Here is a 25,629-nt window from a genome sequence, read left to right as displayed (position 1 = left end):
TGGGTCACGCCGGGGAGTGGGTCAGCGCGCACCGGAATACTTGACGTGTCCACAGTGTTCCCTTGGCATGACTGTTGAACTTGGCATTGACACTTTCGGGGACGTCACCTGGGACGCCCAGGAGAACCCACTGTCGCACGCTCAGGTGGTGCGCAATGTGGTTGAGGAAGGCGTGCTCGCCGATCAGGTGGGACTGAACTTCATCGGCCTGGGAGAGCACCACCGCGATGACTTCGCCGTGTCCTCACCGGAAATGGTGCTCGCCGCGATTGCCGCCCGCACCGAGAACATCCACCTGGGTTCTGCCGTGACAGTCCTCAGCTCCGATGATCCCGTGCGCGTGTACGAGCGCTTCGCCACGTTGGATGCGCTGTCCCACGGACGCGCTGAAGTGATCTTAGGTCGCGGCTCCTTCACCGAGTCCTTCCCGCTGTTCGGCTACGAGTTGGAGGACTACGAGGAACTCTTCGAGGAGAAGCTCGCCCTGTTCGTCAAGCTGCGCGCCGAGCAACCCGTGTCGTGGGTCGGTAAGCACACCCAGAACCTGAACGACGTGACCCTCTATCCGCCCGTCGAGCACGGCCTGCTCAAGTCGTGGATCGCCGTGGGTGGCAGCCCCCAGTCTGTGGTGCGCGCGGCCCACTACGACATCCCGCTCATGCTCGCGATCATCGGCGGCCCGGTGGACGGCTTCGCGCCGTTCGCTGACCTCTACCGCCGCGCGCTCGCCGAGTTCGGTCACACCGAGAGCAACCCCGTGGGCTACCACTCCTACGGCTACGTGGCGGAAACCGACGAACAGGCCATGGAAGAGTTCTTCAAGCCGTACGTCATCTCGACCAGCCGCATCGGCGCAGAGCGCGGTTGGCCCGCGCCCACGCGAGATTCCTTCGAGAACGAGGTCAAGCAGGGTTCCATGGCCGTGGGCTCTCCGGAGACCGTGGCGCGCAAGATTGCCGCGGGCATCAAGTCCCTGGGTGCCTCCCGCTTCGATCTCAAGGTCAGCACCGGTCCGCTGTCCCACGAGAACATCATGAAGAGCATCGAGCTTTACGGCACCAAGGTCGCCCCGCTCGTGAAAGACATGCTGTCCGAATGAGCACGCTAGAGGTTGTGGTCATCGGTGCCGGGCAGGCGGGTCTGTCCGCTGCCTATCACCTGGTCAAGGCCGGGTTGCGTCCGCACGAGGACTTCGTGGTGCTCGACGCCAACCCCGGTCCCGGCGGCGCGTGGCGGCACCGATGGCCCTCCCTCACGTTCGGCACCGCCCACGGGATCCATGACCTGCCGGGTCTCCCGTTGGGTACGCCGGACCCGACCGAACCGGCATCGTCCGTGGTCACCCGGTACTACGGGGAGTACGAGGCGCGCTTTTCACTGCCGGTCATTCGCCCGGCCCGGGTTTCTTCCGTGGATTCGGACAGCGATGCCGACGACGCCGCTCTGCTCGTTCACACTTATGCCGGCACCTTCCGCACGCGGTACCTCATCAACGCAACCGGTACGTGGGACAAGCCGTTTTGGCCGTGGTACCCGGGTCGTGCCGAGTTCCGAGGTCGGCAACTGCATACGCGGGATTTCTGGTCCGCGTCAGAATTTGCCGGACAGCACGTGGTGGTTGTCGGTGGCGGTACGTCGGCCGTGCAGTTCTTATTGCAACTCAATGAGGCCGGGGCAACGACTACGTGGGTCACCCGACGCGAACCCGTCTTCGAGCCGCGTTCCTTCGACTCCGAATGGGGTCGTGATGTGGAGCGGCGGGTGCGCGAACGAACCAGCGCCGGGTTGCCACCCAAGAGCGTGGTGTCAGTAACCGGTCTGCCGTTGACTCCGCAGTACCAGCGGGGGATTGATCAGGGGATCTTGGTGTCGGCTGGCCCCATGACCGCACTGACCCCGGACGGAGTACTGCTGGCTTCGGGGCAAGAGGTACACACCGATGCGGTGTTGTGGGCCACCGGCTTCCGTGCGTCGATCGATCACCTGGGACCGCTGCATCTCCGCGAGCATGGAGGTGGTATCCGCACGGAAGGTGTGCGCGTGGATGCGGATCCACGTGTGTTCCTGGTGGGCTACGGCTCGTCAGCCTCCACGCTGGGAGCGACGCGTGCGGGCAGGACGGCGGCGCGCGGCGTCGTCCGCGCCCTAGAGGCCGAGAAGCAACGAGAACTCGTGCACTGACGAACGTTTTCCGGGAGGCACATACCCCTAAAAATTGGTGTACCAGTGGACAGTTCTAATTCCACATACCGAGAAGGGCCATCCATGCGCCGCCCACCACGGTCCAGATCAGGATCAGGATGATGGACATGATGAAGGCCACGCGTACCCACTCGTGGACCTTCACGTAGCCGGAACCGTAGATCACGCCGGCCGGGCCGGAGGAGTAGTGCATCAGGGTGCCGAACAGGTTGCCGATGAAACCGAAGGCCAGGGCACCGAACAGCGGGGGAGTTCCGGCTGCAACTGCCGCGGCGAGGAACACCGCGTACATGGCCACGATCTGTGCGGTGTTGGAGGCAAACAGGTAGTGCACGTAGAAGTAGACGAGCGCCAGGATGCCGAAGGCCAGACCCCAGGGCATGCCGCCGACCATTCCGGGGACCACGGAGCCGATCCAGTCGATCACGCCCAGGTCGTTGAGGTGGCCGGCCATGCCGACGAGTACGGCGAAGAAGATCAAGGTGTTCCACGCGGATCCGTTGGCCGCCATGTCCTTCCACGTCAAAACGCGGGTGAGGAGCATGATGGCGATGCCCACGAAGGCCGCCGTGGTGGCGTCGATACCGATGCTGGAGCCGAAAATCCACAGCACCAGAAGTAGAACGAAGGTGAAGATCATGGTGATCTCACCGCGCGAGATCTTGCCCATGGTGGTGAGCTCGCGCCGGGCCATGTCGGGAGCCTCGGGGGTTTTCTTGACGGTCGGGCCGTAAATCTTGCTCATCGCCCACGGCACGACCGCGAGGCTCAACAGGCCGGGGACAATGGCGGCCAGAGCCCAGTTACCCCACGTGACTTCGATTCCCATGTCGATGGCCGCCTGCTGAGCCACCGGGTTACCCGCCATAGCGGTGACGAACATGGCGGAGGTGACCACATTGACGTGCGACGCCGTGAACGTCAGATAGGAGCCGAGCTTGCGGCGGGACTCATCGGTTTCGGGTGTGGAGTTCTGCACCTCGGCAATCGACCGGATGATCGGATAGACCACACCACCCGCGCGAGCGGTATTAGAGGGAGTCGCCGGTGCAAGGATTAGATCAGTGGCGGCCATCCCATAGGCGATACCCATGGGCGATTTACCGAGTCTCGATACGAACATGAGCGCCACGCGTCGTCCCAAGCCCGTGAGCAGAAATCCATCCGCGATGAAGAATGCCGCGACAATGAGCAACACGGTGGAGTTGGCGAAACCGGCGAGAGCTTCGCCGTCCGGGACACTCATGGTTCCGGTCACCATGGCCACGGCCAGGCCGATGAGGGTTAGCGACGGTGTCGGTAGCGGCTGCAGGATCAGCCCGATGATAGTGGCCACAAAGATCCCGAGCATGTGCATGCCGCGCGGATCGACCCCCTCGGGCGGGGGAATGAAGAAGATGACCGCACCCACCACCAGCATGACGCCGAATTTCCAGAGTATGGAGACGGTGTCCGTCGAACGACCTGTTGGGCGGGTGGCACGTGCAGTTCCCATGGCTGGCTCCGAACGCATCGACACGATGGGTACCGCAATTCTACGCTTGGTCTGACCACACCGTTGGGCGTGTCGCCATCAAGAAGCGCGGTGGCGGTTTTCATCTGCCTGCGCAACCGCGCAACATTCGGAGTTTGAGCCACCGGCTACACTGGCGACCCCACCGTCTCACCAGGAGGTCCCGTCCCATTGCCCGGCTCCGCGCGCATTCCCGTTCTCATCCTCACCGGATACCTGGGCGCCGGGAAGACAACGGTCCTCAATAGATTCCTCGCCGCGAGTGGTGCCCGCATTGGCGTGATCATCAACGACTTCGGTGACGTGAACGTTGACGCAGCCCTGGTCGCGGGTCAGGTGGACGAACCCGTGTCCGTGGCGGGCGGGTGTCTGTGCTGTATCTCCGACCCCGAGCAACTGGATGATGCCTTCAAGAAGTTGACGCGTCCGGACCTCCGACTGGATGCCATCGTCATTGAGGGTTCCGGCGTCGCAGAGCCACCAGCCCTGCTGCGCCTCGTGATGGATTCGCGCGTGCCGAAGATCCGCTTCGGCGGGCTGATCGAGGTAGTCGACGCCGCTCACGTCCCCCAGGCGGAAGCCGCCGGGTGGGATTTGGAGCAGCACGTGCGGGCGGCCGCCGTCGTCCTGTTGACCAAGACGGATTTGGTGACGGACCCGGATGCCAGGACCTCTCTCGAAACGAGGATTCAGCAGGCGAATCCTCACGCCATGATCATTGAGGCGCCCCACGGCGTGTTCGACCCCGCGTTGTTCGTGGACGCCAGTGAGTCCGACGAACTCGAATTCGGCCAGCTGGCGCTGTGGAACCCGGGCGAAACTCTGGGGGAGCTCAGGAACGAGCACCGTCACGCCCACCACCATCACGTGCACCATCAGTCCGTGACAGTCGAACACGACGGTCCGGTCGATCCCTTGGCGCTGTCCGAGTTCGCCCTGGACCCGCCGGACTCCGTTTATCGGATCAAGGCGATCGTCGACATCGCTACGAGTTCCGGCCCACGCCGTTTCGTGGTCCACTCGGTCGCGGGGTACGTCACCGTGGATTCGATGAGCCGCGGCAAGGCCGAACCGCTCGCGTCGTCGCTCGTGGCCATTGGCCTGGAGCTGGACGAGGCGGATCTGCAGGCAAGACTTAACGCAGTGTGCCTCCCGCCGACGACGCCGCCCGCCACCGCATCGCAGCTGCGTCGCCTCACGCGGTTCCGCACCTAACGCAACGAAGACTCACCCCATGCTGGAGAACCGCTCGGCCTGATCGGTCGGCCCGGTGACCAGGATCTGATCGTCGTCGTACAACATGGTGCCCGGCTCGGTGGGCTCCCACGTGCCACCCGGTCGGCAGACCGCGACAATGGCGACCCCGTAGCGCCGTCGGACGTCCAAGAGGTCCATGGGTCGTTGCTGAACGGATGCAGGGGCGGTGCAGCGGACCATTGCGAACCCCTGGTCGATGGGCACGAAATCCAAAATGTGGCCCTGAATAAGGTGTGCGGTGCGCAAGCCCATGTCCCGCTCGGGATTGACCACGTGATGAACGCCCAGTTGTTCGAGAATCTCCGCGTGCGGGGCGGTAATGGCCTTGGCCCAGACCTCGGGGCATTGGAACTTCAGGAGCCGGGACGTCACCAGGATGCTCGCTTGGATGTCCGACCCAATACCCACCACTGAGCGTTCGAATTCGTCCACGCCCAATTGCCGCAGCACGTCCTCATCGGTCGCGTCAGCGCGAACGACCGAGGTGAGTTTTCCGTTGAAGGACTGAACGATGGACTCGGAGATGTCGATCCCCATGACATCGGTGCCGCGGGACATCAATTCCACGGCCAGCGAACCCCCGAAGCGGCCGAGCCCAATCACCACTACGGCGTTGTCGGTGCGGTTAGCAGGGGTACTCGTGCGAAATTTGTCGAACATGACTCAAACCTTCGATCGGAAATTCATTAGCCAATGAGCGGGCGTTCTTTGGGAAGTTCGTAGGCGCGTGGTTGTCGCCCCACGGCCAGGGCAGTGGCTACCGTGACCGGCCCTAGGCGACCGAGGAACATGAGACAGATGAGGACGACCTGCGCGAACGGTGACAAAGAAGCGGTAATACCGGTCGACAGGCCGACCGTGGCGAAGGCGGAGACCACCTCGAAAAGTGCGCGGTCCAGTCCCAGCGCGATGTCGGAGAGCATGAGCAACATGGTCCCGGCAATCACGGCGCCCATGGCGAGCACCACCAGCGTGATGGCCTCGCGCTGCACGGAACGGGAGAGCTGCTTGCCCAGAACTGGAACGGCCGCACCGCCCCGGATTTCCGTCCATGCGATGAAGAAGAGCACTCCGAAGGTTGTGACCTTCAAACCACCCGCGGTGCCGGCCGGCCCACCGCCGATGAACATGAGCACATCCATGCCGAGCCAGGACACCGGATGCATCTGGGCGATGTCCAGGCTGTTGAACCCTGCGGTGCGGGCAATGGTGGATTGGAAGAAAGCATTGAGAATCTTGGATCCCACCGGCTGGGGACCCAAGGTGCCGGGATTGGACCACTCCAGGACCGCGATGAATATGGTGCCGCCAATCAGTAGAACGGGCGTGGCCAGTAGGACCAGACGCGTATTCATGGACCACATCCGCGGCAACCGAAGATGATGGCGCAATTCATAGAGCACGGGAAACCCCAACCCACCCAGGATCACGCAGCCGGCCAAGGGCAACAAGATGAACGGGTCCTCGTTGAAGTCCATGACGTTGAGCGTGTAAAGCGCGAACCCTGCGTTGTTGAACGCGGAGACGGAATGGAACACTGCGTGGGCCACGGCTTGACCGGGGGAGTAGTGGTAGTGGAGGAGGAACCTCAGAAACAGCAGCACGGCCGCGGCGAACTCGATCACGGCCGTGGTGGCAACGATCCTCAACACCACATGGCGTACGCGGCCGGAACCGAACGACTTGGTCTCCGCTCGTGCCAGGAGCTTGATGGAAAGACCGAACTTTCGGGCCAGGACGATACCCAACATGGTGGTCAGAGTCATCACGCCCAGGCCGCCCACCTGAATGAGGCACAGAATGACGGTCTGCCCGAACGGGGTCCAGTACGTAGCCGTGTCCACGGTGATCAAACCGGTGACGCACAAAGAGGACGTTGCGGTGAACAGAGCGGTCAGCAGGTCGGTTCCGCCGGGGCCGGTGGACGCCACCGGAATCATGAGCAACCCGGTTCCCACCACCAGGGCGATGGCGAAAGCCGAAACAATGAAGCGAGCGGTTCGGGAGGGTGTCATCTCCGGTCGTTGTCGCAAGTAGGTGCGAGGCACGCAGACAAGTTACACCCTCCGTGCCCTAAACTGAGCGGCATGAGTAACATTCCCGCGGAACTCGCGTACACCTCGGAGCACGAATGGGTCAAAGACCTCAAAGACTACAACACCTACCGGGTGGGCATCACGGATCATGCCCAGGATGAACTGGGTGAAGTGGTCTTCGTTGACTTGCCTCAGGTTGGGGACGAAGTATCCGCAGGCTCTGTTGTGGGCGAGATCGAATCCACCAAGTCCGTGAGTGACCTGTTCGCACCGGTTTCCGGTGAGATCACCGAGGTCAACCCCGAGCTCGAGGACAACCCCGGCGCTGTGAACGCTTCCCCCTACGAGGACGGCTGGCTCTTCACGATCCGTGCTGATTCTCCGGAGGCGACCAAGGACCTCTTGGACGCTGACCAGTATCAGCAACAGCTGGACTGACCCGCATACTCCACACCCAGGAGAGATACTTATGTCAAAGCAGGACAACTCCGTACCTAACTCGGGTCCGGAAACCACATCCATTCAGATCGTCGCGGATGTACTTTCCACTGCCGCTCGGCACAGAATGACCGAGAGCGAGCAGAATGCTGTCGCGGCGTTGCCCCCGGGGTCAGCGCTGCTGCTCGAAACCAATGGCGGGCTCACGGGTTCGCGATTCCTGTTGGACCGGGACGAAGTAATTGCAGGACGCCATCCGGCGTGCTCCATTTTCCTGGACGACGTCACGGTGTCTCGCCGGCATGCCGGCTTCCTGCGGCGCTCCAACTCGTACGAACTGGTTGACCAGTCTTCGCTCAACGGTACGTACGTCAACGGTGACCGGGTGGACTCCAAGCAGTTGGAGAACGGGGACGAAGTCCAGATCGGCAAGTTCCGCTTCACCTTCTACCACTCCGTACAAAAGGACTCCTGACACTCCTCATGCCTGAATCCGGTCACTCGCATACCTCGCTGGTGGGTATCGGGGTACTTCTGCGGCAATTGCAGCCTGAGTTCCCCGGCCTGTCCGCCTCTAAGATCCGCTTTTTGGAGGACCAAGGGTTGGTGCGTCCGCACCGCACGCCCTCGGGGTATCGCAAGTACTCGGAAGAAGACATCGAACGGTTGGCTACGGTGCTGCGCCTGCAGCAGGAGCGGTACCTCCCGCTCAAGGTCATTCGTGACCGGTTGGATCGAGGGGAGGATCCGGGAGCGGACACGGAACCGCAGGAGCCGCGCCAAAGTGAGCGAGCGACGTCGTCCGCTCCGGCCAACGAACCGCAAGATCCGCAGCAGGCAATGGCCAGTGCGGTCCGAATGTCGGGGCGGCGCTACACCCTGCGTGAAGTGGCCGCGCGCACAGGCGCCGAAACCACGCTGCTGCGCGAGCTGATGAACAACGGGTGGCTCGTGGAGCGCTCGGGATATTTCGACGACTACTCGCTCACAGTGGCGGCTACGGCCAAGCGACTGAGCGCGTATGGGATTGAACCGCGGCACCTGAGGGCCTTGCGAGGTGCTTCGGAGCGCATGATCGGATTGGTGGAGGGCACCATCGCCCCGCTGATCAGCCGTCGTGACCCGGTGTCCCGCGAGAAAGCCCCGCAACGGGCACGGGAGATCGCGTCACTGTGCCTCACCATGACCACGGCGCTCGTGAACTCCCAGCTCAAAGACACCCTCCGTCCATTCGAACAGGAGCGATAGGTGGCCTCCCCGGACGTACCCATGGAAGTTGCTGGCGTCCGCATGGACGTGCCCACTGGACAACCGGTGGTAGTCCTGCGCGAGCTCAATGGTTCCCGACACCTGCCCATCTGGGTGGGTACCAACGAGGCGACGTCGATCGTCTTCGCAATGCAGGGCATCAAGCCGCCCAGGCCGCTCACCCATGACCTACTGATTTCCGTGGTGGACGCGGTCGGCCGAAACATCAACCGGGTGGTGATCCACACCGTGGAGGACACCGTGTTCCACGCCGCCATTGAATTCGACCAGGGCACCGTGGTGGATGCCCGAGCCTCGGACGCGCTCGCGGTGGCCGTGCGGACCAAGTGCCAGATCGTGTGTGCGCAGTCCGTCCTGGACGATTCCGGACTGGTGCTCAGCGCGGACGGAGAACTGCGCGAACAGACCGCCCCGGACCAGGCCGAAGCCGACGCCCAGGTGCGTGAGTTCCGTGACTTTCTGGACCACGTGGACCCGGACGATTTCCAGACCTGACCAGTGCGTCAGCAAGCAGACTGACTCTGCGACACGTTGAGGACCCGCGCGGATGTCTTTGACCCGCCGCACCCCGAGGTCTACCGTCTAATCAGCACCGAGAACACCATCTGGTCGCTCCGCCATGAACCACCCCAGCCGATCCCGAGGAGGATATGTGAGCCACGGAAACCTGCCGCTGGACGCAGCAGATCCGCTCCAGACCTCCCTCACGGGCGGAACGCAGGGGATGCTCTTCGACGAAGATCTGGTCAGTTTTGACGAGACCGTCGGATTCCGCGGGCCTACGGCCTGCAAGGCCGCCGGCATCACCTACCGACAGCTCGACTACTGGGCACGCACCGGTCTGGTCGAGCCCACGGTGCGCGGCGCCAAGGGTTCCGGTTCCCAGCGGCTCTACTCCTTCCGCGACATCTTGGTTCTCAAGGTCGTCAAACGACTCCTGGACACCGGCGTCTCCCTGCAGCAGATTCGTTCCGCGGTGAGTGCTCTGCGCCTGCGCGGGATCGAAGACCTCACGCAATTGACCTTGATGTCCGACGGCGCCAGCGTGTACGAATGCACCTCACCCCACGAGGTCATTGACCTGGTTCAGGGCGGTCAGGGTGTCTTCGGTATTGCGGTGGGCCGCGTCTGGCGCGAGATCGAGGGCGCCTTGGCGTCGATGCCTTCCGAGCACACCGGCGTCACCGCCGCCGACGCCGCCGAAGAGTTCCCGGAGGACGAGCTCTCCGCCCGACGGGCCCGCCGCCGTAAGCAGAATGCCGGCTGACGCCGACGATCGAGATTTTGAACGCCGCTATGAACCCATGGGTTCGTGGCGGCGTTCGTCGTGGGCGGCGGTTGTGAGGGTGCCAGCTGGCGGCGGGTTCGACGGCGCGGCATGTGGCGGGCGTAGGAGCCTCAGGTGAGGTGTCGGGCGAAGAATCGAGCGGCGTCGTCGGCGGCGAAAGAAGGCACGCCAGTGTGGCCGCCCATATTGGCCTGAAGGGTCTTCTGGGCGGAGCCCAGGGCGTCGAACAGCTCCAGTGCTTGCTGCCGATCATTGCCTTCATCGTCCCACTGCAGCAGAACATGAACCGGAACGGTGACCCGGCGGGCTTCCTCGAGTGTCGAGGTCGGCACGAAGCTGCCGGCGAACAGGCCGGCGGCCGTGATCCGTGGTTCGACCACGGCGAGCCGAACACCCAGGGCAAGCACGCCACCCGAGTAGCCCACGGGCCCGTCGATCTCCGGCAGCGATAGCAGCGCATCCATCGTCAATTGCCATTCCGGAACGGCCTGCTCGACAAGTGGCAGGATGAGCCGATCAATAATGTCCTCGGACACCGGTTCCCCGGCTTTCAATGCGTGCACCAGATCGCTGCGGGCGGCCTCGATGGCAAGCTCTTGTGGCCGACCCCCGCCCCCAGGCAGCTCGATGGTGGCCGAAGCAAAGCCATCTGCGGCGCTACGCCGGGCCCTTCCGAGCAGCCGGGGGTACATTCCCGGTAAGCCACCGGGGTGACCGAGCAGGATCAGCGGAACGGGCGCCGAGGAGGAAGCCGGTATCCACAAGATGCCAGGGATCCCGTGATGGTTGAACTCTCGTTCGACGATTCCGCCGTCGAGACGGTGTTGAGACGTGAAGTGCATGATGGCACCTTTCGGAAATGTTCCCGACCGGCGCCGAGTCTGTGGCGAGCCGGTGACTACTTGAGTAGGCCGGTCAGGATGGTGCTGAATCGCTCGGCCAGGACCGCTGCTTGTTCGCCGGGCCACCTGTGCACGGGCCATGCCGCACCTTGAACCTGCTGCATGACGGGAGCATCCGGGAGGGTCGGTTGTACCAAGAGCTCACCGAACAACTCGTGGAGTTCACTGATGCGGTGCGCGTGTTCGGAGAAATCGTCGCGAGCCCGGTTCACGATCACACCTGCGGCGGGTACGGCCCAGAGCTTGGAACCCTCGAACTGGGCCAGTGCGGTCATCGTACGCTTGGTACCGGCCACGGAGAACAGTGACGGCTCGGCTACGGAGAGCACCTTGTGTGAAGCGGCCCAGGCCATGCGCGTCAGCGCGGTGAGGCTCGGCGGGCAGTCGATGAGCACCAACTCGTACTTGTCCACGCCCTGGATCACGGTTTCGAGGCGCTTGAGATCCTTGACCGTGAAGCCGGAGCGGTCCAGGTGGGAGGACGCGGCGGAGCCCGGTGCTACGTCCAGGGTGGTCCGGGGGTAGGACTCGGGCGTGATCGGGTGCTCGGTCCACGAAGACTGCACTGTGATCTTGGACACAGCGCCCTTTTTGGGCTTGCGGAGAAGCGAACCGATGTCTCGGGAGGGTTGGGCGTGCACGCCCAGGGCCGTCGAAGCATCCGCGTGGGGGTCCAGATCGATGACCAGGCTGGGGATGCCCGCTTCCAAGGCCGCCGAAGCCAGGCCCAGAGTTACCGATGATTTACCCACGCCGCCTTTAAGGCTGCTGATGCTGACGATCTGCACTTCGACCTCTCCCGTACGGTGCCCCGGTCACCGGGACACAACCCTGTCCATGCTAACGGCTGGACCCATAGTCTTTTCGTCACAGATTGACCAGTTCCCTTACATGGTGTGGTCAGTCCATAGGTATGATGTAGGTCTCACGTATGCTGAGACAGCTAGTTCGCTTTCTAACGCAGCGCCCTTTGAGGCCCACTGGTCCGGGGGTGCGGAACGGCAGTACATGTTCTCCAAAATCCTGGTGGCTAATCGCGGCGAAATCGCTATCCGTGCATTTCGTGCCGCATATGAACTCGGCGCGAAAACCGTGGCTGTGTTCCCGCATGAAGACCGCAATTCCATCCACCGTCAGAAGTCTGACGAGGCGTACCCCATCGGCCAAGAGGGCCATCCTGTGCGCGCCTACTTGGACGTCGATGAGATCGTTCGAGTTGCCAAAGAATCCGGCGCTGATGCCATTTACCCCGGTTACGGCTTCCTGTCCGAGAACCCCGATCTTGCCCGCGCCGCTGATGCCGCGGGCATTAAATTTGTCGGGCCCAAGGCGGACATCCTGGAACTTGCGGGCAACAAGGTCGAGGCCCTGCGCGCAGCGAAGCGCGCGGGTATCCCCACGTTGCAATCGACGGAACCTTCGGCGGACAGGGAGGCCCTGATCGAAGAGGCCGAGAAGATCGGCTACCCGCTGTTCGTCAAGGCCGTCGCCGGTGGTGGCGGTCGCGGTATGCGCCGTGTGGAGACGTCCAAGGACCTGCCAGGTGCCCTTGACGCGGCCATGCGCGAAGCGGATACCGCGTTCGGAGATCCCACCGTTTTCATTGAGCAGGCCGTGCTGCGCCCCCGGCACATCGAAGTGCAGATCCTCGCGGACAACGAGGGCAATGTGGTGCACCTGTTCGAACGTGACTGCTCACTCCAGCGTCGCCACCAGAAGGTTATCGAGATCGCCCCGGCGCCCAATCTGGACGAGGACATCCGCCAGGCCTTGCACCGCGACGCCGTGAAGTTCGCCAAGGAATTGGGATACGTCAACGCCGGAACCGTGGAGTTCCTCGTGGACACCGCCGGTGAGCGCGCCGGTGAGCACGTGTTCATCGAAATGAACCCGCGCATCCAGGTGGAGCACACCGTGACCGAGGAAGTCACGGACATCGACCTGGTGCAGGCGCAGTTGCGCATCGCCGCAGGCGAGACGCTGGCGGACCTGGGGATCAGCCAGGACAACCTGCGCGTTCGCGGCGCGGCCCTGCAGTGCCGTATCACCACGGAGGATCCGGCCAACGAATTCCGCCCGGACGTCGGCAAGGTGTCGGCCTACCGTTCCGCCGGTGGCGCGGGTGTCCGACTGGACGGCGGTACGCTCTACGCCGGCGCCGAGATCTCGCCGCACTTCGATTCGATGCTCGTGAAGCTCACGTGTCGCGGCATTGATTACACGACCGCCGTTCACCGCGCGCGCCGTGCTCTGGCGGAGTTCCGAATTCGCGGTATCGCGACCAATATTCAGTTCTTGCAGTCCGTGCTGGACGACCCCGATTTCATCGCCGGGGACGTGGCCACGGACTTCATCGAGAATCACCCCGAACTGCTGAAGGGCAAGACCTCCGCGGACCGTGCGACGCGTGCGTTGACCTACCTGGCCGAAGTCACGGTCAACAAGCCCAACGGTGATCGCGTGGACGGGATCGACCCGCGCACCAAGCTCCCGCACTACCCCGGCGACAAGTCGGACGAGCCCTACCGCAGCCCCTTCGACGGCGCGTCGAGCCACGAACCCCCGGCCGGTTGGCGTCAGGTGCTTCAGGAGAAGGGCCCGGAGGGTTTCGCCCAGGAACTGCGCGAGTACAAGCCGCTGGCCGTCACGTCCACCACCTTCCGTGACGCTCACCAGTCACTGTTGGCAACTCGTGTACGTACCCGCGACCTGCTCGCGGCCGCACCCGCCTACGCTCACACGCTGCCGGGCCTCTTCTCGGTCGAGGCCTGGGGCGGTGCCACCTACGACGTCGCTCTGCGCTTCTTGGGTGAGGACCCCTGGGATCGCCTGCGCCGCCTGCGCGAGGCCATGCCCAACATCCCCATCCAAATGCTGCTGCGCGGTCGCAATACCGTGGGCTACACGCCGTATCCGGCCGAAGTGACCAACGCGTTCGTCGCCGAGGCCGCCGAGACTGGCGTGGACATCTTCCGGATCTTCGACGCACTCAACGATGTGGAGCAAATGCGCCCCGCGATCGAGGCCGTCCGGGAGACCGGAACTGCTGTGGCGGAAGTCGCCCTGTGTTACACGGGTAATCTCCTGGATCCCAACGAAGAGGTCTACACCCTCGACTACTACCTGGATCTGGCGCAGAAGTGCGTGGATGCGGGCGCCCACATCCTGGCGATCAAGGACATGGCCGGACTGCTGCGTCCGGAGGCCGCCCGCAAGCTGGTCACCGCACTGCGCGAACGCTTCGACCTCCCGCTGCACCTGCACACCCACGACACCGCGGGCGGCCAGTTGGCCACGTTGATGGCCGCTTCGGAAGCGGGTGTCGACGCCGTGGACGTCGCCTCGGCTTCGATGGCGGGTACGACGTCGCAGGTTTCGGCCTCCGCGTTGGTGGCCGCCCTCGAGAACACCGAGCGCGACACCAACCTGGGCCTGGACGCCGTGAGCGACTTGGAGCCGTACTGGGAAGTCGTGCGTGGGATCTACAAGCCTTTCGAGTCGGGACTCAACAGCCCCACGGGTCGCGTGTACCGTCACGAGATTCCGGGTGGCCAGCTCTCCAACCTGCGTCAGCAGGCGATTGCACTGGGCCTGGGGGAGAAGTTCGAGGCCATCGAGGACATGTACTACGCCGCGGACAAGATGCTGGGCCACCTGGTCAAGGTGACCCCGTCCTCCAAGGTCGTGGGTGACCTGGCGCTGCAGCTCGTGGGTATGGACGTGGACCCGGCCGAGTTCGAGTCCAACCCCAACAAGTTCGACATCCCGGACTCCGTGATCAACTTCCTGGCCGGTGAACTCGGAACCCCGCCCGCGGGCTGGCCCGAGCCGTTCCGTTCCAAGGCACTCAAGGGTCGCAACGTGACCCTGGGCGACAAGGAACTGAGCGATGAGGACCAGGAAGGATTGAACCAGCCGGGTGAGGTCCGCCGGGCCACGCTGAACCGGTTGCTGTTCGCCGCGCCGACCAAGGAGTTCGAGGCCTCACAGGTCAAGTACGGAGACCTGTCCGTGCTGCACACGCGTGACTTCCTCTACGGTCTGCGCCAGGACTTCGAGCACGTGATCTCGTTGGGCAAGGGAGTGCGGCTGCTCGTAACCCTGCAGGCGATTTCGGAGCCGGACGACAAGGGCATGCGCACCGTGATGGTCACACTGAACGGCCAGCTGCGCCTGCTGGAAATCCGGGACAACTCCGTCAAGACGGACTCCGTGGAGCTCGAGAAGGCCGATTCCGCCAATCCGGGTCACGTGGCTGCGCCGTTTGCCGGGGCCGTCACGGTCACGGTTGCCGAGGGCGACACCGTGGAGCCGGGTCAGGCGGTGGCCACCATCGAAGCCATGAAAATGGAAGCCTCCATCACCACGCCCACCGGCGGAACCGTGTCCCGCGTGGCTTTGAGGGACGTGGCGCAGGTGAGCGGCGGCGACTTGGTGCTGGTGATCGACCCCGCCTGATCGCTGATTTGCCAAGCTATTTAGGATGGGATCCATGCGCGAATTCGATCTCATCATTGTTGGCTCTGGCTCCGGTAATTCCATCCTCACGGAGGAGTACCACAATCTGGACGTGGCCATCGTGGAACCGGGTACTTTTGGTGGCACGTGCCTCAACGTGGGGTGCATCCCCACCAAGATGTACGTGTACCCGGCCACGGTGGCCCGTGAGGCTCTGGATGCTTCCCGTCTCGGGGTGCACGCATCCAGGGACTCCGTGGATTGGCAGGCCATGCGGGATCGGATTTTCAGCCGCATCGACGCCATCGCCAACGGGGGTCTGACCTACCGAAAATCCCTGGACAACGTGACCGTGATCCAGGAATACGTGCACTTCGTGGCGCCCAAGGTGTTGGAAACGGAATCGGGGGAGCAGATCACCGCGCCCCAGATTGTCCTGGCGAACGGCTCCAGGGTTCAGCTCCCGGACGTTCCCGGTATTGATCTTCCTGGCGTGCACACCTCGGACACCGTGATGCGCCTGGACGAGTTGCCCGAGTCGATCATCGTGGTGGGCGGTGGCTATATTGCCGCCGAGTTCTGCCACGTGTTCAACGGGCTGGGATCCAAGGTCACCCAACTCAACCGGTCCGAACGACTTTTGCGCCAACACGACCACACGATTGCCGAGCGCTTCAAGCGCGAGGCCGCCCTGCAATGGGACCTGCAACTGAACCGTTCCATCACCGGCATCGAGCAGACCCCGGACGGCAAGCTCACGGTGACCGCGGCGGCGTCGGACGAATCCCTGGAGACCTGGGAAGGTACGGCGGACGTGGTGCTCGTGGCCACCGGCCGCGTGCCCAACTCGGACACATTGAATCCGGAGGCGGCAAACCTGGATGTCTACGATTCCGGTCTGTTGGCCGTGGACGAGTACCAGCGCGTGCTCAGCGATGATCAACCCGTTGAAGGCCTCTGGGCTCTGGGCGATATCTGCTCTCCGTACCAGCTCAAGCACGTGGCCAACGCGGAGGCGCGCACGGTTTCGCACAACGTGGTCCACCCCGATGACCTGCGTGCAACCGATCACCGGTTCGTGCCCTCCGCGGTGTTCACCGAGCCACAGATCGCCACTGTGGGTATGACGGAGGAACAGGCACGCGTCTGGGCCGAGCAGAACGACACGGGCATCACCGTCAAGGAACAGAACTTCGGCGATGTTGCCTACGGCTGGGCCATGGAGGACTCCGTGGGAATCTGCAAACTGATTGCGGACAGGAAGACCGGATTGCTGCTGGGCGCGCACTTGATCGGTAAGGACTCGTCCAACTTGATTCAGCCGCTCATCCAGGCCATGTCCTTCGGTCAGACGGCCCACGAAATGGCTCGCGGTCAGTACTGGATTCACCCGGCACTGGCCGAAGTGGTCGAGAACGCGCTGCTAGGGCTGGACGTGCCGGAGCAACGCTGAGCGTCATCGACCGATAGTTAATTCTCGCCGGCGGTTGGGACAGGTCGCGATGTAAGCAAGCCACTCGGTGTCGCCACGTGGCAGGGCCATGACAGAGCGGGGCCCGGTGGATCACTGATCCGCAGGGCCCCGCTCTGTCATGGTGAGCTATGCGCCAAGACTTACTTGGCGTAGATCGCCTCAATCTCGTCCGAGAAGTCCTCAATGACCTTGGGGCGCTTGAGCTTCATGGAGGGCGTCAGATAACCGTCCTCGATGGTGAAGTCACGATCCAGGATGGTGAACTTACGGATGCTCTCGGCGCGGGACACCTTGGCGTTGGCGTGGTCCACGATCTTCTGTACGTGGTCGATGACTGCCGGCTCCTTGGCCGCCTGAGCGGGTGTGAGCGAGGAGTCCAGGCCCAGGGTCGGCAGGATCTTGGGCAGGGTGTCCGGGTCCAACGTGATGAGCGCGGAAATGAATGACCTGTTGTCGCCCAGCACGATGATCTGACCCACGGTGGCCGAAGCTCGGATGGGATCCTCCAGGGTATTGGGGACCACGTTCTTGCCCGCAGCCGTCACGATGATTTCCTTCTTGCGACCGGTCACGGTGAGGATGCCTTCTTCGTCGAGGACACCCAGGTCACCGGTGGCGAACCAACCGTCGATGAAGCTTTCTGCGGTCTTGTCCGGCATGCCGTGGTACGCGTGGAACACGTTGTTGCCGCGCACCAGGATCTCGCCGTCGTGAGCGATGGCGATCTCATGGCCCGGGATCGGGTGGCCCACGGTACCCAGGCGGTTGATGCTCGGGAAGTTCGCGGAGATAGGTGCGGTGGTCTCGGTCAGACCGTAACCCTCCACCACGTACACGCCGATGCCGTTGAAGAAGTGCCCCAGGCGCGCACCCAGGAGTGCACCTCCGGATACCGCATAGCGCACGTCGCCACCCATGGCGTTGCGCAGCGTGGAGTAGACGAGCTTGTCGTACAGACGATGCTGAGCCTCGAGCAACGGCGAAACCTTGCCCGCCTGCGAAGCCTTGGACCACTCGACCGCCACTGCTACGGCACGGGCGAAGATCAACTTCTTGACCGGGGACGCAGCGGCAGCCTTCAGGCGCGCGCCCACGAAGATCTTCTCGAACACGCGCGGTACGGCAAGGATGAACGTGGGTTTGAAGCGACCCAGGTCCTCCATCAGTCCGGAGACGTCCGGGGTGTGCGCCAGGGTGACACCGGCGTCCAACGCGACGACTTCCACGAAACGTGCGAACACGTGAGCCAGCGGAAGGAACATCAGCGTGCGGGCACCGGGATAGATCACCTCAGACGCAACGGGAATCGTGTTGGCCGAGCACCCAATAAAGTTTCGGTGCGTGAGCTCGCAACCCTTGGGCGGCCCGGTAGTACCCGAGGTGTAAATGATGGTGGCGGTCCGATCCAGAGAATCACCGTCGTGCGGGTCCTCCAAATCGGTCCGGTCGGCACCTTCGGCAATGAAGGTTTCCAAGGACGACTTGGGATCGGCAGTGTCGAAGACACAGATCCGTGAGGACGCTGCGAACGGCGTGATGGCGGCGGCCGCCTGGACGCGCTCCGCGAGCTCATCGGTTTCGACGAAGATCGCCTTGGATTCGGAGTCCGACAGGATCCAGGCGATCTGATCCGGGGAGGACGTGTCGTACACGGGCACGGGAACCGCGCCCACCCACCACAGGGCGAAGTCCACGAGCGACCACTCGTAGCGCGTGCGGCTCAGGATGCCTACGCGGTCCCCGGGCTGAATACCCCGGGCGGCCAGGCCTCGTGCCACGGCAATGACTTCTTCGCGGAACTGACGCGCCGTTACGTCGCGTTCCTTGCCTTCATGGAGGATCGTGTACAGGACAATGTCCGGGTTCTCGCTCGCTTGGCGGGCCAGGATCTCGGCCACGCTGTTGTGCGGAAGCGGGTCAACTACGGGGGGTACGCTCACGCGTCTCATTTAGCACCTTCTTCGTGGAGATATGGAGCCAGCCTACTGTGTGATCCAGGTCATGATGTGGCATTTATGGACGTGTCCACCTTTGAAGCGGCACATTCATTCAGACCACCGCGCCGTCGTCATCGCGGGGATCTTCGGGCAGGGCGCGATACACGAGGTACAGGCCACCGATCACTCCGGCGACACCTGCAGCCCACACCACCGTGGGCAGCGGGCCCGGCAGCGCAGCCAAGCCGATCATGATCACGAGGACCGCCAGGATCACCGTAACGGCCCGCACCATCTTGGCGCTCACGCCGCGGGTGATGTCACCGGGATCGGGGTTGTAGGACTCGTCCTCCTCGGATTCGAAGAGTTCGAGCGGCACTTCGGTCGCGGGTTGCTCCGCCGGTTCCCATGGAATCTCGTCCGCCCACGGCTCGGCGTCCTCATCGTCGCGGGGCACGTTCTCCCAGTCGTTGCCCTCGATGATGCGGCGGAAATCGTCGTCCGGCTGGGGATCCTCGGGGTCTCGTTTGCTCACGCCGACGCCGCCGCTCGGCCCGTCTCGACCGTCAGACCAAAGCCGCGCATGAGGTTCTGCACCGCATGGCGGGAGGCTGTCTCCACCAAGCCCTGGTCGTAGTCCATGGTGGCCACGTGAAAACTGTTGGGCAGCGCAATGACCTCCACCGGGCCCGCGCTGCGCTCGCGGATCAGGTCAACAGAGGCGTCGGCCACAATCCGGTCTGTCGTCGAACGGAACACGATGGCCGGCGCTGTAACGGCGGGCAGGGTCTTGATCGCCTGGCGAATCAGGATATTGAGTTGCGCTACGGCGGCCACGGGTGTGCGGTCGTAGGTGGTCTCACCCTTGGAAGGCCGGTTGATGTCGCTACCGATCCCCGGAACGGAAGGCACCACGTGCTTGACAACGTGGCTGTACGCGGCCGCGCGATTCGTCAGAGCCAGTGCGGGGTTCACCTTCAAAAGACCTGCCACCGGATATCGTGCGGCCAGCTGAACCGCCAACGCGCCGCCCATCGACAGGCCGCACACCACCACGTGCTCGTGCCGGGAGCGTAATGCCCAGTACTCCTCATCCACGGCGTCACGCCACGCGTGCCAGCTCTCCTTGGCCAGGTCTTCCCACGTGGTGCCGTGACCGGGCAGCAACGGAACGGACACGGACGGGTGGCGGCCGGCGGCGTCGTCGGCTTGGTGAATGGCGCGCGCCCACTCGATGACCGAGGCGGTCGTGGAGGTGAAACCATGCAGTACCAGCACGCCCACGGACGCGGAACCCGGGAAGAATTGATGGCCGTGTGTGGCGGGATCGAAGCTCATGGCGCCATTGTGCCAGTCCGAGCAATTGTCGTGAGAGAATCCAGCGGGGAATCCGATACGCGCACTGCTGATCCGCGCATATCAAACCCGTTCGAAGCCGCGGTCAACAGGGCAACAGAAGCTTTCCGGAAGGATCCGAGTCATGGTGTACATGTTCCTCAAGCGTTACGTGGTGGGCCCCGTAGTGAACACGGTGTACCGCCCCAAGGCCATCGGTCTGGAGAACGTCCCGTCGCAGGGCACGGCGATCTTGGCGAGCAACCACCTGTCGATCTCCGATTCCGTGTTCATGCCGGTGGCCGTGCCCCGCCAGGTGTACTTCCTGGCCAAGTCCGAGTACTTCACGGGGCCGGGCGTCAAGGGCAAGATCGTGGGCGCCTTCTTCCGTGCCATCAATCAGATCCCCATGGACCGTAACGGCGGTAAGGCCAGTGCCAAGGCCCTGAGCGCCGGCGGTCAGGCCCTGCAGGACGGCAAACTGCTGGGCATCTACCCGGAGGGCACGCGCTCGCCGGACGGTCGTCTGTACCGCGGCAAGATCGGTGTGGCGCGCTTGGCCCTGGAAACCGGTGCTCCCGTGGTCCCGATCGCCATGGTGGGTACGGACAAGATCCAGCCCCTCGGTTCCAAGTTTCCTGACCCTCGCAAAGCCAAGGTCACCACCATCTTCGGTAAGCCCCTGGACTTCTCCCACCTCAAGGGTCAGCACGGTGATCACGCAGTAATGCGTGAGGTTACCGACAAGATCATGGCCGCGATCCAGGAACTCTCCGGTCAGGAAACCGCGGATGTGTACGCGGCCAACTACAAGAAGGAACTGGCGGAGCAGAAGCGCGAACAGTTCCGGACCCAGGTCAAAGACGCTGCCGAATCGGCACGGGAAAAGGGTCGATCCGTGTCCGCATCCGTCACGCAGCAGGCGGAGCAGCTCGGTTCCAAATTCCCGGGGCGTTCACATGATGGAAACGATGACCAGTCCTCGGACCGAAACGCCTAGACTGGGGTAATGACCTCTGTAACTCAGTCTGAACAATCACGCGCCATGACCACCCCTTCGCCCAGTGCCGCCAACTATCCCGGCCTGGACGAATGGCGCAATCGGACCATTGGTCAGCACCCGCAGTGGGCGGAGCACCCGGACTTCGCCTCCACCATCGAAGAGCTCAACGCCGTTCCGCCGCTGGTCTTCGCGGGCGAGGTGGACCTGCTGCGTGAGCGCCTGGCCTCCGTGGCCGCGGGCGAGGCCTTCTTCCTACAGGGTGGTGACTGCGCCGAGACGTTCGCGGGCGCTACCGCTGACAAGATCTCCGGTCGTGTCCAGACCCTCCTGCAGATGGCCGTCGTCCTGACCTACGGCGCCTCGTTGCCCGTGGTCAAGATGGGCCGTATGGCGGGACAGTTCTCCAAACCGCGTTCGTCCAACCTCGAGACCCGCGGTGATCAGACCCTGCCCACCTTCCGCGGTGAGATGGTCAACGGGTTCGACTTCAACGAGTCCTCCCGCGTCCACGATCCCAACCGCATGCTGCGCGGCTACCACACGTCCGCGTCCACGCTGAACCTGATCCGCGCCTTCACCACCGGTGGTTTCGCGGACCTGCGCCGCGTGCATGCATGGAACATGGGCTTCGCGGCCAACCCCGCCTACGCCCGGTACGAGTCCATGGCTCGAGAAATCGATCACGCCGTGAAGTTCATGGCGGCCTGCGGCGCTGACTTCGATGCGCTCAAGACCACCGAGTTCTTCGCCGGTCACGAGGCGCTGCTGCTCGATTACGAGCGCGCTCTGACCCGCATCGATTCCCGCACGCACCTGCCCTACGGCACGTCCGGCCACTTCCTGTGGATCGGTGAGCGCACCCGCGAGCTCGACGGCGCTCACGTGGACTTGCTCTCGCGCTTGCGCAACCCGATCGGCGTGAAGCTCGGCCCGTCCACCACGGGCGAGGACGCACTGCGCTTGATCGACGCCCTGGATCCGAATCGCGAACCGGGCCGTCTCACGTTCATCATTCGCATGGGTGCCAAGAACATCCGCGAGAAGCTCCCGGCCATCATCCAGGCGGTCGAGGGTTCCGGGGCCAAGCCCGTGTGGGTCACTGACCCCATGCACGGCAACACGGTCTCCCTGCCCTCCGGCTACAAGACCCGCAACTTCGACGACGTGGTGGACGAGGTCCGCGGCTTCTTCGAGGTGCATCAGGCCCTGGGTACCTTCCCCGGCGGCATTCACGTGGAAATGACCGGCGACGACGTCGCGGAGTGCCTGGGCGGTTCGGACCCGGTCAACGAGTCCTCCTTCGCGGAGCGCTACGAGACCCTGTGTGATCCGCGCCTGAACCACATGCAGTCCCTTGAGATCGCGTTCCTCGTAGCGGAGTACCTCTCCAAGCAGAACTGATCCCTTAGAACCACGAATGCGGCACCGCTGAATGATTCCTGTCATGGACGTCATCCAGCGGTGCCGCCGTCCTACGTGATGGGTACAGACTCACAACACCGTGAGGATCACCGTGTCGCCGTCCTCGCGCTGATGAACCACGCGGTCCAGTGTCGAGCCCACGGGACGGTTCACCTCAACCGTGAAACCGAGTTCTTCGAGCGATTCCCTGGCTGAATCGACGTTCTGGCCCACCACGTTCGGGACCTGGTCCGGCGGGCTGTCCGTGGCCACGGTAAGGTCCACCGCTGTCCCTTCCTCGGCCTTGGAACCCTGCGATGGTTGTTGCTGCAACACCGTTCCGTCCGGCTGATCCGAGTACTGGGTCTGCACACCGCCCACGGTGAAGCCGGCCTGGCTGATCGCATTGCGGGCCTCGTCCAGGGTCATCCCCTCGAACATCGGCACGTCCAGCTGTGCGGGGCCCTCGGAGACCAACAACACCACCTGTTCGATGCCGTGAACACGTGCGGACTCATCGGGGTCCGTGCCGATTACCGAACCCGCTGGAATCTGGGCATTGGTCATCGTGTGCACACCCACATTGTTGATCCCCGCCGCGCTGAGCGTGCGTTCGGCGTTGGCCACGGGGACACCAGATACATCCGGCACGGTACTGGCCGCCGTTCCCGGGCCGGAGGCGAGCCACCACCCCAGGAAACCGGCCAAAGCCAACAGGAGTACGAATACCACGGAACCGATCGCCAGCTGCAGCGGCGAGGGCTGCGGGTTGAGTGTGACGCGCGGCTGCTCCGGGGTCCGGTGTGCGGTGGAGCCGGCGGCGGTGATGGCCACGGTCTGGGTGGCGTCCAGATCGTAGGTCGGCAGAATTCCGGAAGCGGGAATCGCGCGCGTGGCCGCATCCCGAACCCCAGAACTAGAGATCGGCTCGGTCGACCGTGAATCCTGCGGCTGAGCCGACAGCACCGTGGTTTCTGCATCTCCCCAAAAAAGCGCCTGACCGGACTGCGGCAATGATTGCGTCTCATCGGAAGCAGGAATCACATGGGTCGCCTGATTCAGCGACACCGGATCATTCACGGCCGGCAACGAACGATGAATGGCGAGGGCCAGATCCAGGAGGGCGGCGGCGTCGGCGAGACGAGCGTCCGGATTGCGGGCGGTGCAGCGCAGCACGAACTCGTCCAAACTGCCCGGGATGCCGGAGGAGATGCGACTCGGCGCGGGGACGTCGCGGCTGACGTGCGCGTTGGCGACTTGAAGGGCAGTGCCCGTATAGGGGCGTGACCCGGTGAGCATTTCGTAAGCCATGATGCCCAGCGCGTAGACATCGCAGCGTTGATCCACGGGTTCGTGGCCCACGAGCTCCGGGGCGGCGTACGCGACCGTGCCCAGGATGGTGCTCGTGGAGGTGTGTTCGTCCACGGCGCGCATCAGACCGAAGTCTGCGACCTTGACGTCACCGCCGGTGGTCAGCAGGACGTTCTCGGGTTTGATGTCCCGGTGGACCATGCCCGAGCGGTGAGCCTGCGCCAGGCCGCGCAGTACCGGGACGAGCAGGTCCAAAGTGCGACGGGCCGTCATGGGGGACTCGCGGGCGATCACGTGACGCAGGGTGGGGCCGTCCACGTACTCGAGCACCAGATAGACCACGCCGTCAGCGGTCTGGCCCTGGTCGAGCACCGCCACGACATTCGGGTGATGCAAGCGTGCGGCGGACTTCGCCTCGCGCTGGGCGCGCTCCACGAACTTGGGATCGTCGGCGAAGTGCGGGTGGATGATCTTGAGCGCCACCGGTCGGTCGAGACGCTCGTCCAGCCCCACGTACACGGAGGCCGTTCCGCCCGTGGCCAATCGCCGCTGGATCCGGTATCGGTGGTCCAGCAGCGTGCCGGTCAGGCGATCGTGGGGGGAATGATCAGGCAAATCGCTTTTCCTGAGCGGTAACCGCTCGTACGTAGTCCTTGGTGTCCGAGAACAAACCATAGGTCTTCACGCCGTGCAGACCCTGATAGTAAGCCCCGATGCCCATGTGCTTGGACGGCGCCTTGTCCTGGAGTTCCTTGATGATGGCCACACCAGCGGTGATGTTGTCCTGCGTGTCCAGCAGGTCCAGGTCGCGTCCGACCAGACTGGAAGCCCACTCGCCGGCGGACGGGATGACCTGCATGGTTCCCACGGCATCGGCGGGGGAGACCACGCCCTGCTGGAAACCCGACTCCTGGGCCGCATGGGCCAGCGCGAGCTTGGGGTCCACACCCATGGATTCCGCGGTCTCGCGGATCATCGACTGCACTGCTTGCTGGGACGGCAGGTCGCGCCGCTGCAGTTCGGCGTGGTGCTTGTTCGCGGAATCCACCACGTGCTGGGGGTAGGTCCGACCGGCGAATGTATCGCCCACGGCGGGCATCGGGGTCGCCTTCGGCGCCGCCGGCGCCTTGGTCTTGGGTGCGGGTTCGGGTGCCGACGCCGCGGCGGGCGCGTGAGCGGCGTCGTCGGCCTTGGGTGCGGCCTGAGAACCGGGAATCTTGAGGGCCTGTCCCGGACGGAGCAGCGAGGACGCGGTGAGGCCGTTGGCCTGCTGCAGTTCGAGCACGCTGACCCCGTGCTTGGCCGCGAGGTCCCAGATGGTGTCACCGGAGGCTATGGTGTGGCGAGCGGTCGGTTCCTTGGGCTCCGGCTTCTCGGCGGGCTCGGTCTGGGCGGGCTTGGTCTCCGAGGCCTTGTCCTGTTGACCCGGAATCGCGAGGCGGTCGCCCGGGCGCACCATGGCGTGGGCGGGAATCTTGTTCGCCTTCATCAACCCGGTGACCGTGACGCCGTGCTTGGTGGCCAGCGACCAGACCGAATCACCGGCGGCCACGGTGATCTCACCCGGTGCCTGGGCGTGCTGGGAGGTGCCGGTGTTCTGGGGTGTCACGGGCGACTGCGCGTGTGCCGTGCCCAGGGTTCCGAGTGCTGACAGGGCGGCAAGTGCGGTGACTGCCGAACCTTTGGTGGCTCGACGGGCCCACGTGGAACGAGCGGACGGGCGATCTTCTGGCGGCTCAACCGGCATGTTCGTGCTTCCTGCCTAAGTACGAGAGTGAGGGGAAGGCCACCGACTCACGCGAGCC

General features: G+C 63.9%; 22 protein-coding genes. 12 read left to right on the top strand and 10 right to left on the bottom strand.

All coding sequences use genetic code 11. The annotated features are described in order from the left end of the window. The first annotated feature begins 67 nt into the window (after positions 1-67). The gene (locus RF638_RS11515) at positions 68-1,099 is read left to right on the top strand and encodes an LLM class flavin-dependent oxidoreductase (RefSeq protein WP_259913512.1); all 1,032 of its coding nucleotides are present in this window, start codon (positions 68-70) and stop codon (positions 1,097-1,099) included. Then, the gene (locus tag RF638_RS11510) at positions 1,096-2,181 is read left to right on the top strand and encodes an FAD-dependent oxidoreductase (RefSeq protein WP_095798365.1); all 1,086 of its coding nucleotides are present in this window, start codon (positions 1,096-1,098) and stop codon (positions 2,179-2,181) included. Before RF638_RS11515 ends, RF638_RS11510 begins: the two co-directional genes overlap by 4 nt. Before the next feature lie 55 nt (positions 2,182-2,236). Here the strand turns inward: RF638_RS11510 and RF638_RS11505 are convergent, their stop codons facing one another. Continuing rightward, on the bottom strand, positions 2,237-3,697 hold the full coding sequence (locus tag RF638_RS11505) for an anion permease (RefSeq protein WP_259913514.1): 1,461 nt from the start codon (positions 3,695-3,697) through the stop codon (positions 2,237-2,239). 189 nt (positions 3,698-3,886) lie between these two features. Here RF638_RS11505 and RF638_RS11500 point away from each other — a divergent pair, with 189 nt between their 5' ends. Further along, positions 3,887-4,930: a GTP-binding protein gene (locus tag RF638_RS11500; protein WP_368842066.1), complete on the top strand. Its 1,044-nt coding sequence runs from the start codon at positions 3,887-3,889 to the stop codon at positions 4,928-4,930. Between the two features lie 12 nt (positions 4,931-4,942). Here the strand turns inward: RF638_RS11500 and RF638_RS11495 are convergent, their stop codons facing one another. Next, entirely contained in the window at positions 4,943-5,632 is a 690-nt protein-coding gene (locus RF638_RS11495; RefSeq protein WP_259913518.1) for a TrkA family potassium uptake protein, read from the bottom strand. Positions 5,633-5,658: 26 nt separating this feature from the next. Continuing rightward, the gene (locus RF638_RS11490; protein WP_315278537.1) at positions 5,659-7,020 is read right to left on the bottom strand and encodes a potassium transporter TrkG; all 1,362 of its coding nucleotides are present in this window, start codon (positions 7,018-7,020) and stop codon (positions 5,659-5,661) included. 39 nt (positions 7,021-7,059) lie between these two features. Here RF638_RS11490 and gcvH point away from each other — a divergent pair, with 39 nt between their 5' ends. From gcvH to RF638_RS11465, 5 genes are all read left to right on the top strand, one after another. Continuing rightward, a complete protein-coding gene (gcvH, locus tag RF638_RS11485; protein WP_259913520.1) occupies positions 7,060-7,446 on the top strand; it encodes a glycine cleavage system protein GcvH in 387 nt (128 codons plus the stop codon). Positions 7,447-7,477: 31 nt separating this feature from the next. Further along, on the top strand, positions 7,478-7,921 hold the full coding sequence (locus tag RF638_RS11480) for an FHA domain-containing protein (RefSeq protein ID WP_095798370.1): 444 nt from the start codon (positions 7,478-7,480) through the stop codon (positions 7,919-7,921). An 8-nt stretch (positions 7,922-7,929) separates the two neighbouring features. Next, positions 7,930-8,694, top strand: a complete 765-nt coding sequence (locus RF638_RS11475) for a MerR family transcriptional regulator (protein ID WP_259913523.1) — start codon at positions 7,930-7,932, stop codon at positions 8,692-8,694. Positions 8,695-8,715: 21 nt separating this feature from the next. Continuing rightward, positions 8,716-9,210 carry a bifunctional nuclease family protein gene (locus RF638_RS11470; protein WP_095798455.1) on the top strand — a complete coding sequence of 165 codons (495 nt, stop codon included), beginning with the start codon at positions 8,716-8,718 and terminating at the stop codon, positions 9,208-9,210. 229 nt (positions 9,211-9,439) lie between these two features. Further along, complete coding sequence (locus RF638_RS11465; RefSeq protein ID WP_259913624.1) at positions 9,440-9,982, top strand: MerR family transcriptional regulator; 543 nt, start codon at positions 9,440-9,442, stop codon at positions 9,980-9,982. Between the two features lie 131 nt (positions 9,983-10,113). Here RF638_RS11465 and RF638_RS11460 read toward each other — a convergent pair whose 3' ends face one another. Continuing rightward, positions 10,114-10,845, bottom strand: coding sequence for a dienelactone hydrolase family protein (locus RF638_RS11460; protein ID WP_095798373.1), 732 nt, complete (start codon positions 10,843-10,845; stop codon positions 10,114-10,116). A gap of 56 nt (positions 10,846-10,901) precedes the next feature. Next, positions 10,902-11,693, bottom strand: coding sequence for a ParA family protein (locus tag RF638_RS11455; RefSeq protein WP_095798374.1), 792 nt, complete (start codon positions 11,691-11,693; stop codon positions 10,902-10,904). A gap of 220 nt (positions 11,694-11,913) precedes the next feature. Between RF638_RS11455 and RF638_RS11450 the strand changes: the two genes are divergently transcribed. Together RF638_RS11450 and RF638_RS11445 are read left to right on the top strand one after the other, a co-directional pair. Next, the gene (locus RF638_RS11450) at positions 11,914-15,363 is read left to right on the top strand and encodes a pyruvate carboxylase (protein ID WP_129701082.1); all 3,450 of its coding nucleotides are present in this window, start codon (positions 11,914-11,916) and stop codon (positions 15,361-15,363) included. 34 nt (positions 15,364-15,397) lie between these two features. Beyond that, the gene (locus RF638_RS11445) at positions 15,398-16,816 is read left to right on the top strand and encodes a mycothione reductase (protein WP_095798376.1); all 1,419 of its coding nucleotides are present in this window, start codon (positions 15,398-15,400) and stop codon (positions 16,814-16,816) included. Positions 16,817-16,977: 161 nt separating this feature from the next. Here RF638_RS11445 and RF638_RS11440 read toward each other — a convergent pair whose 3' ends face one another. From RF638_RS11440 to RF638_RS11430, 3 genes are all read right to left on the bottom strand, one after another. Next, on the bottom strand, positions 16,978-18,786 hold the full coding sequence (locus RF638_RS11440; protein ID WP_368842064.1) for a long-chain fatty acid--CoA ligase: 1,809 nt from the start codon (positions 18,784-18,786) through the stop codon (positions 16,978-16,980). Positions 18,787-18,886: 100 nt separating this feature from the next. Beyond that, complete coding sequence (locus tag RF638_RS11435) at positions 18,887-19,309, bottom strand: hypothetical protein (RefSeq protein WP_095798378.1); 423 nt, start codon at positions 19,307-19,309, stop codon at positions 18,887-18,889. Further along, positions 19,306-20,112, bottom strand: coding sequence for a carboxylesterase (locus tag RF638_RS11430; protein WP_095798379.1), 807 nt, complete (start codon positions 20,110-20,112; stop codon positions 19,306-19,308). The genes RF638_RS11435 and RF638_RS11430 overlap by 4 nt, the downstream gene beginning before the upstream one ends. Positions 20,113-20,254: 142 nt before the next feature. Here RF638_RS11430 and RF638_RS11425 point away from each other — a divergent pair, with 142 nt between their 5' ends. Further along, positions 20,255-21,109 carry a 1-acyl-sn-glycerol-3-phosphate acyltransferase gene (locus RF638_RS11425; protein ID WP_259913530.1) on the top strand — a complete coding sequence of 285 codons (855 nt, stop codon included), beginning with the start codon at positions 20,255-20,257 and terminating at the stop codon, positions 21,107-21,109. 9 nt (positions 21,110-21,118) lie between these two features. Beyond that, entirely contained in the window at positions 21,119-22,513 is a 1,395-nt protein-coding gene (locus RF638_RS11420) for a class II 3-deoxy-7-phosphoheptulonate synthase (RefSeq protein ID WP_254049399.1), read from the top strand. Between the two features lie 90 nt (positions 22,514-22,603). Here the strand turns inward: RF638_RS11420 and pknB are convergent, their stop codons facing one another. Continuing rightward, positions 22,604-24,439 (bottom strand): Stk1 family PASTA domain-containing Ser/Thr kinase, encoded by a 1,836-nt coding sequence (gene pknB / locus RF638_RS11415; RefSeq protein WP_368842063.1) that lies wholly within the window; start codon positions 24,437-24,439, stop codon positions 22,604-22,606. Beyond that, entirely contained in the window at positions 24,432-25,571 is a 1,140-nt protein-coding gene (locus tag RF638_RS11410) for a LysM peptidoglycan-binding domain-containing protein (protein WP_368842062.1), read from the bottom strand. The genes pknB and RF638_RS11410 overlap by 8 nt, the downstream gene beginning before the upstream one ends. Between the last annotated feature and the right edge of the window lie 58 nt (positions 25,572-25,629).

This window comes from Kocuria sp. CPCC 205235 (assembly GCF_040980905.1).
Taxonomy (GTDB): domain Bacteria; phylum Actinomycetota; class Actinomycetes; order Actinomycetales; family Micrococcaceae; genus Kocuria; species Kocuria carniphila.
Note: the sequence above shows the minus strand (reverse complement) of the source record. Positions and strands in the feature narration are given on the sequence as shown.